The following is a 12,339-nucleotide window of genomic DNA, read 5'->3' as shown; positions in this document are numbered from 1 at the left end:
GATTTTAATTCTTTAGCAATTTTTTTATCATATCAAAAACCTGTTGACGGGTATTTTCTAAATCTTTCCCTGTATCAATAATAAAATCAGCACGTTCTCGTTTTTTTTCATCTGGCATTTGTTGAGCATTGATAAAGGCAAATTTTTTCTCATTCATACCTTGGCGAATCATGACACGTTCTTTTTGTATTTCTGGTGGAGCAGAAACAACAATAACGCTATCCAAACGACTTTCACCATTTTTTTCAAACAAAAGTGGAATATCAAGAATAACTAATTTTTTCCCTTGTTCACGCGCTATATCAATAAATTCCCTTTCTTTTTCTTGCACCAAAGGATGAATTATTTTTTCTAATGTTTGTAATTTTTCTTTATCATCAATCAAAATTTCAGAAAGTTTCAAACGATTAACTTCACCGTTTTCAACAACACCTGGAAAAATACGCTCTATGAATGACAAAGCTGGCTCACTTTTATAAAGCTGTTGTACTGCTTCATCAGCACTAAAAACAGAAATACCCGCTTGCTTGAAAAAATCAGCAACTGTTGATTTTCCCATAGCAATTGATCCCGTTAATCCTATGATCTTCATTCTCTTTTTTCACTCATATCCTCTAAAATAGCTGTCCGTAACGCTTTTGTTACCTGTGGTCTTATTCCGAACCACTGTTCAAACCCTATAACAGCCTGATGTAGAAGCATCCCAAGTCCATCAACCGTCTTGAGATCACAAGCCTTTGCCTGTTGTAAAAAAGGAGTTATCAATGGTGTATAAATAATATCTGTTACTAATGCCGTTTTTTTTGCTTTATGAAAATCGCAAAAAAAAGAATCACTTTTTTCTTCTGGACTTTTTATGCCAATAGAGGTTGTATTAACAATCAAATCAGCTTGATGAAGTATTTCATGGATTTTATGCCAATCGTAAACTTTAATGATTTTTCCAAAATGCTGAGCTAAATTATCAGCACGTTGTTTTGTACGGTTAATTAAATAAATCTGTTCAAATCCGCGTCTTTTTAAGGCATATATGATAGCGCGTGCGGCACCACCTGCTCCAAAAACAAGAGCTGTTTCCCCTCCCCAATCAGATACAAAATCATCAAGATTAGCGCTAAAACCATAGGCATCACTATTCGTGGCACAAAGCTTATCTCCTTCATACCAAAGTGTATTAACAGCACCAATCATTGTTGCTCTCTCATCTTTATAATCTGCTAAACGAAAAGCTTCCTGTTTATAAGGCAAAGTAACATTTCCTCCACAAAAGCCTATTTTTTGTAAAGACGCAATAAAATGACTGAACTCTTCAGATGTTACTTCTTGTGCAAGATATTCTCCTTGTAAACCATATTGTTTAAGCCAAAAATTGTGAATTCTTGGCGATTTTGAATGATGAATTGGAGAACCAACAACAAAAGCACGCGGATAATTTGTTTTTTTTATTGTTAAGTCAACCATCAATAATTCCTAAGTGGCGCAGTTTTATGAGTAGAGGCAGCAAAGGTAAACCAACAATGGTAAAAAAATCTCCTTCAATTTTTTCAAAGAGATGAATTCCTTCTCCTTCAATTTGATATACTCCCACGCTGTTTAAAACATCTTTTCCTACGCGTGCTAAATAACGTTCAATAAATTCTGATGAGAGTAAACGGACGGACATATGTGCACTAAAAGCTTCAACCCAAATTTTTTGACCATTTTTAAATAAAGCTACCGCACTATGAAGAGAATGGGCTTTTCCTGATAACTCACATAAACGTTGATGTGCTTCTTTAATATTTGTTGCTTTGTGAAAAACTTGACCTTCCAAATCAAGAACTTGATCACAACCAATAACGAAAGCATCAGGAAAACGATCTGAAACATTTTTTGCTTTTGCACTCGCAAGAAAACAGCTGAGTTCTTTAGGTTTTTTTTCTTTTGCTTTTTTTTCTACTTCTCTTTCATCAAAAGAAGCTCCTTCAATGGAAAAATTTAAGCCTGCTTTTTTTAATAATTTTGCACGATAAAAACTAAGAGATGCTAATATTAAAGTATCTGCGTTCATGAGAATTTTCTCTCATTTCCTTCACGAAATCGTGATAACAGTTCAAATATTGCAGCAGCAGTTTCTTCAATAGAACGTCTTGTGACATCAATAATAGGCCAACCAAAACGTTCGCAAATGCGTTTTGCATAGATTAATTCTTCAGCTATGTTGATACGATTTGTATAATTATCAAGAGCAAAACTTTCTCCCAAATCTCGATTTTGGCGGATATGTGAGATTCTTTCAGCTGAAGCAATTAAACCAATAATTAAAGAATTTTTTGCCTCTAAAAGGGATTCTGGCAAATCAATATTAGGAATAAGAGGAATATTAGCCGTTTTTATTCCGCGATTTGCTAAATAGATACTTGTTGGCGTTTTAGAGGTTCTTGAAATTCCCACAAGGATCACATCTGCTTCGGATAAGCTACTGGAAGACTGTCCATCGTCATGCTCTATTGTAAAATCCAGTGCCTCAATACGGCGAAAATAATCTGCATTAAGATCATGTTGTGCGCTCGCACGTAAATGTGTTGGCATTCCAAGGTAAGACTGAAAAGCATTTAAAACAGGATGCAATATATCAATACAGGGAACTTTCATTTCTTTACACCTTTTTTGAAGGAGAAGTTTAAATTCTTCATCAATCATTGTGTAAAGAACAATACCTGGCTCTTGTTGTATTTCATTAAGAGCTTTCTGTAACTGTATTCTATTACGAATCATAGGATAGATATGCTCTGTTGCCTGAATCATTGCATATTGCGATGCTACAGCTCTTCCAACAGAAATTAATGTTTCTCCTGTTGCATCAGAAAGCATGTGTAAATGAAAGAATTTTTTTTCTTTTGTCACAAAAATTTTAACTCCTTGTTAAGACATGTGTATATATCCTCACCGTTTTTTATAAAACTAAAATTTATGAAAAATTCTCCTTTTTTATGCACAAATTAAATGCTTGTGATAATTTAATCCCTCTTATAAAAAAAGAGGGGATAATATCTTTAAGATAGTGATATTTTTATTCTTTTTTCAGTTCCTTTTGTGGATAAAATTGAGGATAAATAATAATCCACACTAAACACAGTTATAAATAAGAATAATCCTTTCTTTAATATAAATTTATTAATATAAATTTCTGTAAAAAATACTTTTGAATAGCATTTCATTAATGCTATAATTCTAACTCACATTTTTGTTATTAAAATAATTAAATACTATTTGGATTTTATATTTTTTCAAGTTTTTCATATAATTACTTAATATTACAGGAACAAATTTCATATAAATGGTACTTGCAGATTAAAAAAATTGAGTGTAGGATATTTTTTCTTAATAATATTTCACTCATAAATTTCCATAAATTATTTAGAACAATCTTCTCCTTAATTACAAAGAGCATATTTCATGCAAAAAATGAAACTACAAGAACTTAAAAGCAAAAATCCCGTTGAGCTTGTTTCTTTTGCTGAAACATTAGAAGTTGAAAATGCCTCCCTTATGCGCAAACAAGAATTAATGTTTGCTATCTTGAAAAAACTTGCTCTACAAGACGTTGAAATTATAGGAGAAGGTGTTGTTGAAGTTTTACAAGACGGATTTGGATTTTTGAGATCTGCTGATGCTAATTATCTTCCTGGTCCTGATGATATTTATCTTTCACCTGCACAAATACAGTCGTTTTCTTTAAAAACAGGCGATACAATTGAAGGACCCATACGCAGTCCAAAAGAGGGAGAACGTTATTTTGCTCTCCTTAAAATTAATACAATTAATTTCGAAAAACCTGAAAAGATTCGTTATAAAATCCACTTTGATAATCTTACTCCTCTTTATTCAAATGAACGTTTCCAAATGGAAATACAAGATCCTACAGAGAAAGATATGTCATCACGCGTGATTGATTTGATATCTCCATTGGGAAAAGGACAAAGAGGGTTAATTGTAGCTCCTCCTCGAACGGGAAAAACAGTTTTACTTCAAAATATTGCTCATTCTATTACCACTAATCATCCTGAATGCTATCTCATTGTTCTTTTAATAGATGAACGACCAGAAGAAGTTACTGATATGCAGCGTTCAGTAAAAGGAGAAGTGGTTTCTTCTACTTTTGATGAACCAGCAATACGTCACGTACAAGTGGCAGAAATGGTCATTGAAAAAGCCAAACGTCTCGTTGAATATGGGCGTGATGTTGTTATTCTTCTCGATTCTATTACACGTCTTGGACGTGCATATAATACAGTTGTTCCTTCTTCGGGTAAAGTTTTAACAGGTGGTGTGGATGCAAATGCCCTCCAGCGTCCAAAACGTTTTTTTGGTGCAGCACGTAATATTGAAGAAGGCGGATCTTTAACTATTATTGCAACGGCTTTGATTGATACAGGAAGTCGTATGGATGAGGTTATTTTTGAAGAATTTAAAGGAACAGGTAATTCGGAAATTGTTCTTGATCGAAAAGTTGCTGATAAACGTATTTTCCCTGCTATGGATATTTTAAAGTCAGGAACGCGTAAAGAAGAACTTCTGGTAGAACGACAAGATTTACACAAAATTTTTGTTCTTCGTCGTATTTTAGCATCTATGAATGTAACAGATGCAATTGAATTTTTGATTGATAAATTAAAGCAAACAAAAAATAATAGTGAATTTTTTGATTCAATGAATACGTAGAGTAGTTATTAAAGTTTTTATTAGGATAAAACCTGTGGATACAATCTTTGCTGTTTCGAGTGGATTGTTACCTTCAGGGGTTGCAGTCATTCGGCTTTCTGGTCCTCATGTTGTGGATATAGTTAAAACGCTTTGTGGTCGTTTACCTAAAGCACGTTTTATGCATTATGGAAATCTTACTGCTCGTGATGGTAGTTTTTTAGATTCTGGTTTAACTGTTTTTTTTCCTTCTCCTCATAGTTTTACGGGGGAAGATTGTGCAGAATTCCATTTACATGGAGGAAAAGCAGTAGTTAATCGTTTTCTCGATGAATTGTCGACATTTTCTGGATGCCGTATTGCAGAGGCAGGTGAATTTTCACGTCGTGCTTTTATGGAAGGAAAATTAGATCTTGTTCAAGCAGAAGGTCTTGCTGATTTAATAGAAGCAGAAACGGAAAGCCAACGGCGTTTAGCTGTTATGGGTACAAGTGGACATTTAACGACGCTTTATCGTGATTGGCGTCATAAGCTTATGAAGGCGCGTGCTTTTATTGAGGCAGAACTTGATTTTGTTGATGAAGCAGATATTCCCAACGCAATATCTGATAAAGTTTGGAAAGATGTTGATGATCTTTGTACTTCTATTCGGGAATATATTACTGAAGGAGAACGTGCGAGTATTTTACGTGATGGATTAAAAATTGTTATTGCTGGTGCTCCAAATTCTGGAAAATCAAGCATTATGAATCGTCTTTCAGGAAGATCTGTTGCTATTGTAACGGAAGAAGCAGGAACAACCCGTGATGCCTTAGAAATGAGAATTATTCTTGGTGGTTTACCTATTTTTTTAACAGATACTGCTGGTTTTAGAAAAACAGAAAATAAAATAGAACAGATGGGAATAGAAGTTGCTAAACAGCATGTTATGGAAGCTGATTTGGTTATTTTGGTTTATGATATAGGAAATCCTACGCAAGTTGATTTACCAGAAACATCGGCTGAAATATGGTGTGTTGGCAATAAGCTTGATCTTTATGAAAAAAGTGATCAGCGTTGGTCTATACAATTTTCCGCATTAACTGGTTTAAATTTTGATTATTTTATAAAAGAACTTGAATCATTTTGTCATTATCGTGCTTCTGAAATTGGAAATATTGTTCCAGCACGTAAAAGGCAACTTCAATTATTAAAGCAGGCTGTTAAAGAGATTGAATTTTCTCTTAATTATCATTCTCTTGATCTCAGTTTACGTGCAGAACATCTCCGTTGTGCAAGTGATTTTCTTGGGAAAATTACAGGAGATATTGATGTTGAAGATTTGCTTGATATTATTTTTTCAGAATTTTGTGTTGGTAAATAATGATTCACGTGAAACATTGATTATTTCATAGACAGATTATAAAGATTATGTAATTTATATCCTGTTTCACGTGAAACCTTAGAATATTTTCTACGGAATGAATTAAATGCAATCATATGATGTTGTTATTGTTGGTGGTGGTCATGCTGGCTGTGAAGCGGCTTCAGCTTCAGCACGTGTAGGAGCCAAAACAGCGCTTGTTACACATAAAATATCAGCACTGGGAACAATGTCGTGTAATCCTGCTATTGGTGGACTTGGAAAAGGGCATCTAGTTCGTGAAATAGATGCGTTAGATGGTCTTATGGGAAGAGCAGCAGATGCTGCTGGAATTCAGTTTAGACTACTTAATAGACGTAAAGGACCGGCAGTAAGAGGACCACGAACACAGGCAGATAGACAACTTTATAAAAAAGCAATTCAAAAATTATTAAAAGAACAAGAAAATCTTACTCTTATTGAGGATGAAGTTATTGATCTGGTTGTTAAAGATAATTGTGTATCAGGTGTTATTTTAAAAAAACAAGGAACAATTTTTTCTGGTGCTGTTGTTTTAACAACAGGTACGTTTTTAAATGGCTTTATTCATATTGGTAATAAAACATGGGCTGCTGGTCGTATGGGAGATCAGTCAAGTGTAAAACTTGCTGAACATTTGAAAAAATATCATATAAAACTTGGACGATTAAAAACAGGAACCCCTGCTCGTTTGAGTAAAAAAACAATTGCTTGGGAAGCTCTCCAAAAACAACAAGCAGATGAAAATCCCATATCCTTTTCTCTTTTAACAGAGAAAATTGAACAACCACAAATTGAATGTGCAATAACACGTACAAATGAGAAAACACATCAAATTATTCGCGAGAATATTTATCGCTCTGCTTTATATTCTGGAAATATTGAAGGGTTAGGACCACGTTATTGTCCTTCTGTTGAAGATAAAATTGTGAAATTTGGAGAACGTGATGGACATCAGATCTTTCTGGAACCAGAAGGATTAAATGATGATACTGTTTATCCAAATGGTCTTTCTACTTCTCTTCCTGAAGATGTACAAATTTCTCTATTGAAAACCATTGAAGGATTGGAAAATTCTATAGTTTTGCAACCTGGTTATGCTATTGAATATGATTTTGTTAATCCACAACAATTAACGAGAAACTTAGAATTACGTTCTTTACCGGGTTTGTTCTTAGCAGGCCAAATTAATGGTACAACAGGATATGAGGAAGCAGCAGCACAAGGACTTTTAGCTGGATTAAATGCTGCACGTAAAGTAGGTAAATTAGATGAAATACTTATAAGTCGTTCTACTGCTTATATTGGTGTTATGATTGATGATTTGGTTTCACGTGGTGTTTGTGAACCTTATAGGATGTTTACATCACGTGCTGAATTTCGTTTATCTTTACGATCTGATAATGCTGATACGCGTTTAACACCTTTGGCACAAAAATGGGGTATTGTGAGTAAAATACGTTGGGAATGTTATCAGAAAAAACAACAACGGCTTGATCAAGCACGATCAATATGTCAAAATCTTTTTTTAACACCCAATGAAGCTTCTGCTCATGGATTACATGTTAATCATGATGGAATTCGGCGTTCGGCTTATGATTTTCTTGCTTATCCTCATATGACCTTAGAGCGTCTTTCAAATTTTTGGCCACAATTACAAACAATTGATTCTAAAACAGCAGAATCTTTAGAAATTGAAGCACAATATGCGGTTTATTTAGATAAACAAGCACAAGATATTGCCTCTCTTCAGAGAGATGAGCGTTTAGAAATTCCTTCTTCTCTTGATGTTCAGGCAATTTCAGGTCTTTCAAATGAACTTAAATCAAAAATTCAAGAAGTGTCGCCGCGTTCAATTGCTGATGCACAAAAAATTGATGGCATGACACCCGCCGCGTTATCACTTATTATTACACATATTCAACGTCAACGACGTGAAAAGGCTAAAACAGCTTAATGAATTTTTCTACAGAAAAAAAATATCAACAATTATTAAATATTGTTCCTTCTGTTTCACGTGAAACGATGGAAAATTTAATTCAGTTTGAGTCTTTAATACTTCAGTGGAATGCACATATTAATTTGATATCTGCTACAACTATACCAGATCTATGGACACGACATATTCTAGATTCAGCACAAATTTTTCCTTTGTATGCTCATTCTTTACATTGGTGTGATTTAGGATCAGGAGGAGGTTTTCCTGCAATTGTGATTGCTATCTTTTTGAAAGAAAAGAAAACAGCACATATTAATCTTGTTGAAAGTAATGGGAAAAAAGTTGCTTTTTTGCGAACAGTTATTGCTCAACTTAATCTTCCAGCAACGGTTTATCACGCTAGAATTGAAGATATATATCAAAAAATTCCCATATCTGATATTATAACGGCACGGGGATTAGCGCCGCTTGATACTCTTTTACAACTCATTTTTCCTTTATTAACAGAAAAAACAATAGCTCTTTTGCAAAAAGGTCGGGATTACGCTACAGAAATAAAAAATGCCTCTGCCAATTGGCACTTTGATCTGTTAAAACATAAAAGTAAAGTTGATGAAAATTCTGTTATTTTGGAAATTTCTCATATTCGATCATATAGAGGGTAGAGCAAAATGAGCGAAACACGAATTATCGCTATTGCAAACCAAAAGGGTGGAGTCGGAAAAACAACCACAGCAATTAATCTTGCTACAGCTTTAGCGGCTATTGGTGAAAATGTCCTTATTATGGATGTTGATCCACAAGGTAATGCTAGTACAGGTTTAGGGATTGATCGTAATAGCCGTCCTTTATCTTCTTATGATGTTTTGGTTTCGGGCGTTTCAATTACACAGGCGGCTTTAAAAACAGCCGTACCCAATCTTTATATAGTTCCCTCTACACTTGATCTCTTAGGTGTGGAAATGGAAATTTCTTCATCAAAAGATCGCATACAACGCTTACGTAAAGCTCTCTATGATGATCCGGAAATGGAAAAAAAATTCAATTATATTTTAATTGATTGTCCTCCCTCCCTTAATCTTTTAACACTTAATGCTATGGGGGCTGCGGATTCTGTTTTAGTGCCTATGCAGTGTGAATTTTTAGCACTTGAAGGTTTAAGTCAATTACTTGAAACAGTAAAACAAGTGCGATCCGTACTTAATCCATCTTTAGAGATCCAAGGTATTGTTCTAACAATGTATGATGGACGTAATAACCTTTCAAATCAAGTTGTTGAAGATGTACGTTCTTTTATGGGAGATAAAGTTTATCGTACTGTTATTCCACGAAATGTAAGAGTATCAGAAGCGCCTTCTTTTGGCAAACCTGTATTGCTTTATGATCTTAAATGTGCTGGGAGCCAAGCTTATTTGCGTCTAGCATCAGAAATGATTCAACGTGAAAAACAAGCACGTGCTGCTGCTTAAAAATGTAAAATTTTTTGTAAGAAAACTCAAAGAGCAAAATTATGAACGATGATCTATCAAAAAAAAGACTAGGACGTGGATTAGCGGCATTGATTGGAGATATCAATTTAAACAACAATATTGCACGTTCATCAAGCTTTGATAAATTAAATGAATCCGGTAGTCTTTCTGAGCGATTTATTTCTATTGAATCTATTTCATGTAATCCTCACAATCCTCGGCGTCATTTTACTGAAACAGAGCTTGATAATTTGACACAATCAATTCGTCAACACGGTGTGGTTCAACCGGTTATTGTGAGGCCTTTAAGAGATCATCCTCATCGGTTTGAATTGATTGCGGGTGAACGGCGCTGGCGTGCAGCACAACGTGCAAATTTAAGTCAATTACCCGTTATTATTCGTGATGTGGACGATAAAACGGCTTTGGAATTGGCAATTATTGAAAATGTTCAACGTGCAGATCTTAATCCTATCGAAGAAGCAAAGGGATATGAGATGCTTCTAAATGAACATGATTATACGCAAGTAGATTTAGCGCAAGTTATAGGAAAAAGTCGTAGTCATGTTGCAAATACGCTTCGTTTGTTAAAACTTCCAGAAAAAGTACAACAATTCTTAACTGATGGACAACTTTCTGCAGGTCATGCACGTTGTCTTATAACCGTTGATGATCCACAAAATTTAGCTGAGAAAATTATTCGTGAAGGGCTTTCAGTACGTCAAACAGAAATACTTGCATATGAGCAAGCTAATCCTAAAACTAAAAAGCGTACCAATACGGAGAAAGATGCTGAAACAAAATCTTTAGAAAAATTACTTGCAGATGTGATAGGAATGAAAGTTATTATTCGACATGGTAAAAAAGGTGGAGATTTAAAAATACATTACTCTTCATTAGAACAATTAGATGAAATTTGTCGGCGTTTACAAAGTTAATCAATTGTTCTAAAAAGTTTTTTAACAGTTATCTTTTAAAATTTTTATTATTCTATACATATGCTCTTTAGCAAATTCTATATTGCTTGGAGGTAAAAAGTTTTTTTCATAAGTAGAATTTCCTTCATCAGTAAGTACATACAATGTCGCTTGAAGTGCTAGGTGAGCAATAACAAACTCTTTCGGTGTTATATTATTTTCTTTTAAAATATTCACAAGTTTTGGATTATTAGAAATATAGGCAGCGTATTTTTCAATATTATCATTATAATTATTGAAATCACTTTTTTTATTTGTTTGTTCTGGTTCTGAAGATAAATTTTTACATTCTATTTTTATTTTTTCCAGCTTTAAAAGAAGATCTTCCGTTAAGGGATAATTTGCAATGAAAGGCGGTATAAAAGAAAGATCATCTATTTCTTGTTTTTTTTCTTGAGCGTATGATGCAAAAGGAAAAATGAAGAAAAAGCACAATAGAAGTTTAAACATGACTAAAAATTATCCTTTCTTTTTTGAATTTCAATAAATATTTTTTCGTCTGTTATTCTTTATTTTTATAAAAACATTTGTTAAATATAATCGAAATAAACCCAATTATTAGGAATGATAAAAACACGGTGATTTTTTAATGTGTCATAGCTGATTAGTTGCTCAAAATGAGTTTTTCACAGTTATCTAAAAGAATTGTCGCTTTAAAAAAATGTTTTTTAACAAATTCAAGATTGTTTAGAAATATAGTATTTTTCTCAGTAGAATATTCCTTTTCAGGTACAAATATGAGAAGCGTTGATATTTCTTTAAGAGCTAAGGTTCATGAAGCAAAATCTTTCGGTGTTATATTATTTTCTTTTAAAATATTCACAAGTTTTGGTTTACTAGAAATATAGGTAGTGTAGTTTTCAATACTAGAGTGGATACTAGAATCATAAGTTATAAGATTATTTTTTGTTTCTGGAAGTAAGTTTTTACATTCTTTTTCAATTTTTTCCAGCTTTAAAAGAAAATCTTCTGTTAAGGGATAATTTGCAATGAGAGGTGCTATAAGAGAAGAATTATCTGTTTCCTTTTCCTCTGCCATTGTTTGTTGAATATGTATCACGAAAAGAAAAAGCAGGAACAAACGTAATACGAACTTACGCATGGTTAAAAATTGTCCTTTCTTCTTCGAACTTCAGCAAAAACTTCTTCATCTGTTTTTTCTTCCATTACAAGGTTCTTTCGCAATACACTATCATCCCAGCGGAGAAAGGGATTGGTGGCTTTTTCTTGCCCTAAGGTTACTGGTAAAGTCATAGCGTTTTTTGCACGTAGCAAAAAAACTTCCTCTATTCTTTGGTGGAGTTTTTTATTATGTGGGTCAATTGTTAGTGCGAAAAGAGCGTTATTTTTTGTATATTCGTGTCCACAATAGAGAAGTGTTTCATCAGGAAGTTTACGAAGTTTTTTTAAAGAATTCAGCATTTGTGCTGGTTTTCCTTCGAAAAGACGTCCACAGCCCAATGAAAAAAGTGTATCTCCAGCAAAGAGTAAATTCTTTTCAGGAAAATAGTAAGATAATGCGCCTAGAGTATGACCAGGTGTTGAAAGAGCTAAAAGAAGGAGTGAGCCAAAAGAAAAACTTTCATCAGGTTGAAGTGTTTTATCAAGATGATTGATCTTTTCTTTTTCTGCTTCTGGTCCGATAACCGTAGCGTTGTAAACTTGTTTTAATTCTGATAGGGCTTCTACATGGTCGTGATGATGATGAGTTACAAAAATAGTGTTAAGTGTCCAATTGTGGCGCTTTAAGGCATTGTGAATCGCTTTGCCTTCAGGAGCATCTATTGCAGCTGTCATACCACTTTTTTCATCATGAAGAAGTACACCGAAATTGTCTTCTCGACAAATAAACTGTTCAATCAACATATTTTTTCTCCCGAACAGTGTTTG

General features: G+C 33.8%; 13 protein-coding genes. 6 read left to right on the top strand and 7 right to left on the bottom strand.

Annotated elements, in window-relative coordinates; genetic code table 11:
• Positions 1-4: 4 nt before the first annotated feature.
• The 4 genes from coaE to ACFIL7_RS05715 are packed head-to-tail and all read right to left on the bottom strand — an operon-like array spanning position 5 to position 2,886.
• Complete coding sequence (coaE, locus tag ACFIL7_RS05730) at positions 5-592, bottom strand: dephospho-CoA kinase (protein ID WP_375683434.1); 588 nt, start codon at positions 590-592, stop codon at positions 5-7.
• Positions 589-1,461 (bottom strand): shikimate dehydrogenase, encoded by an 873-nt coding sequence (locus tag ACFIL7_RS05725; protein ID WP_375629126.1) that lies wholly within the window; start codon positions 1,459-1,461, stop codon positions 589-591. Before ACFIL7_RS05725 ends, coaE begins: the two co-directional genes overlap by 4 nt.
• A complete protein-coding gene (locus ACFIL7_RS05720) occupies positions 1,454-2,050 on the bottom strand; it encodes a Maf family nucleotide pyrophosphatase (protein ID WP_375633961.1) in 597 nt (198 codons plus the stop codon). Before ACFIL7_RS05720 ends, ACFIL7_RS05725 begins: the two co-directional genes overlap by 8 nt.
• Entirely contained in the window at positions 2,047-2,886 is an 840-nt protein-coding gene (locus ACFIL7_RS05715; RefSeq protein WP_375633959.1) for a pyruvate, water dikinase regulatory protein, read from the bottom strand. Before ACFIL7_RS05715 ends, ACFIL7_RS05720 begins: the two co-directional genes overlap by 4 nt.
• A 552-nt stretch (positions 2,887-3,438) precedes the next feature.
• Between ACFIL7_RS05715 and rho the strand changes: the two genes are divergently transcribed.
• The 6 genes from rho to ACFIL7_RS05685 all read left to right on the top strand — a co-directional run bounded on the left by rho (position 3,439) and on the right by ACFIL7_RS05685 (position 10,410).
• Positions 3,439-4,704 (top strand): transcription termination factor Rho, encoded by a 1,266-nt coding sequence (gene rho / locus ACFIL7_RS05710; RefSeq protein ID WP_015857121.1) that lies wholly within the window; start codon positions 3,439-3,441, stop codon positions 4,702-4,704.
• Positions 4,705-4,738: 34 nt separating this feature from the next.
• Positions 4,739-6,046, top strand: coding sequence for a tRNA uridine-5-carboxymethylaminomethyl(34) synthesis GTPase MnmE (gene mnmE, locus ACFIL7_RS05705; protein WP_375633957.1), 1,308 nt, complete (start codon positions 4,739-4,741; stop codon positions 6,044-6,046).
• Positions 6,047-6,152: 106 nt separating this feature from the next.
• Positions 6,153-8,021 (top strand): tRNA uridine-5-carboxymethylaminomethyl(34) synthesis enzyme MnmG, encoded by a 1,869-nt coding sequence (mnmG, locus tag ACFIL7_RS05700; RefSeq protein ID WP_375683433.1) that lies wholly within the window; start codon positions 6,153-6,155, stop codon positions 8,019-8,021.
• Positions 8,021-8,668, top strand: a complete 648-nt coding sequence (gene rsmG, locus ACFIL7_RS05695; protein WP_375633639.1) for a 16S rRNA (guanine(527)-N(7))-methyltransferase RsmG — start codon at positions 8,021-8,023, stop codon at positions 8,666-8,668. The genes mnmG and rsmG overlap by 1 nt, the downstream gene beginning before the upstream one ends.
• A gap of 6 nt (positions 8,669-8,674) precedes the next feature.
• Positions 8,675-9,472, top strand: coding sequence for a ParA family protein (locus ACFIL7_RS05690; RefSeq protein WP_273790170.1), 798 nt, complete (start codon positions 8,675-8,677; stop codon positions 9,470-9,472).
• Between the two features lie 41 nt (positions 9,473-9,513).
• Positions 9,514-10,410 (top strand): ParB/RepB/Spo0J family partition protein, encoded by an 897-nt coding sequence (locus ACFIL7_RS05685; protein WP_375612765.1) that lies wholly within the window; start codon positions 9,514-9,516, stop codon positions 10,408-10,410.
• A gap of 21 nt (positions 10,411-10,431) precedes the next feature.
• Here the strand turns inward: ACFIL7_RS05685 and ACFIL7_RS05680 are convergent, their stop codons facing one another.
• The 3 genes from ACFIL7_RS05680 to gloB all read right to left on the bottom strand — a co-directional run bounded on the left by ACFIL7_RS05680 (position 10,432) and on the right by gloB (position 12,315).
• Positions 10,432-10,899 (bottom strand): hypothetical protein, encoded by a 468-nt coding sequence (locus ACFIL7_RS05680; RefSeq protein WP_375633638.1) that lies wholly within the window; start codon positions 10,897-10,899, stop codon positions 10,432-10,434.
• Positions 10,900-11,221: 322 nt separating this feature from the next.
• A complete protein-coding gene (locus ACFIL7_RS05675; protein WP_375683432.1) occupies positions 11,222-11,488 on the bottom strand; it encodes a hypothetical protein in 267 nt (88 codons plus the stop codon).
• 65 nt (positions 11,489-11,553) lie between these two features.
• Entirely contained in the window at positions 11,554-12,315 is a 762-nt protein-coding gene (gloB, locus tag ACFIL7_RS05670) for a hydroxyacylglutathione hydrolase (RefSeq protein WP_375628534.1), read from the bottom strand.
• Positions 12,316-12,339 lie beyond the last annotated feature (24 nt).

Origin of the sequence: Bartonella sp. AP3QHHD, assembly GCF_042195765.1 — a bacterium.
Taxonomy (GTDB): Bacteria; Pseudomonadota; Alphaproteobacteria; order Rhizobiales; family Rhizobiaceae; genus Bartonella.
Note: the sequence above shows the minus strand (reverse complement) of the source record. Positions and strands in the feature narration are given on the sequence as shown.

What these genes read in the sequence shown, in the direction of transcription:
- rho (WP_015857121.1), top strand. Translation starts at nt 3,439, where the DNA reads ATGCAAAAAATGAAACTACAAGAACTTAAAAGCAAAAATCCCGTTGAG.
- ACFIL7_RS05725 (WP_375629126.1), bottom strand. Translation starts at nt 1,461, where the DNA reads ATGGTTGACTTAACAATAAAAAAAACAAATTATCCGCGTGCTTTTGTT.
- ACFIL7_RS05680 (WP_375633638.1), bottom strand. Translation starts at nt 10,899, where the DNA reads ATGTTTAAACTTCTATTGTGCTTTTTCTTCATTTTTCCTTTTGCATCA.
- ACFIL7_RS05685 (WP_375612765.1), top strand. Translation starts at nt 9,514, where the DNA reads ATGAACGATGATCTATCAAAAAAAAGACTAGGACGTGGATTAGCGGCA.
- ACFIL7_RS05675 (WP_375683432.1), bottom strand. Translation starts at nt 11,488, where the DNA reads ATGGCAGAGGAAAAGGAAACAGATAATTCTTCTCTTATAGCACCTCTC.
- ACFIL7_RS05690 (WP_273790170.1), top strand. Translation starts at nt 8,675, where the DNA reads ATGAGCGAAACACGAATTATCGCTATTGCAAACCAAAAGGGTGGAGTC.
- rsmG (WP_375633639.1), top strand. Translation starts at nt 8,021, where the DNA reads ATGAATTTTTCTACAGAAAAAAAATATCAACAATTATTAAATATTGTT.
- ACFIL7_RS05720 (WP_375633961.1), bottom strand. Translation starts at nt 2,050, where the DNA reads ATGAACGCAGATACTTTAATATTAGCATCTCTTAGTTTTTATCGTGCA.
- mnmG (WP_375683433.1), top strand. Translation starts at nt 6,153, where the DNA reads ATGCAATCATATGATGTTGTTATTGTTGGTGGTGGTCATGCTGGCTGT.
- gloB (WP_375628534.1), bottom strand. Translation starts at nt 12,315, where the DNA reads ATGTTGATTGAACAGTTTATTTGTCGAGAAGACAATTTCGGTGTACTT.
- coaE (WP_375683434.1), bottom strand. Translation starts at nt 592, where the DNA reads ATGAAGATCATAGGATTAACGGGATCAATTGCTATGGGAAAATCAACA.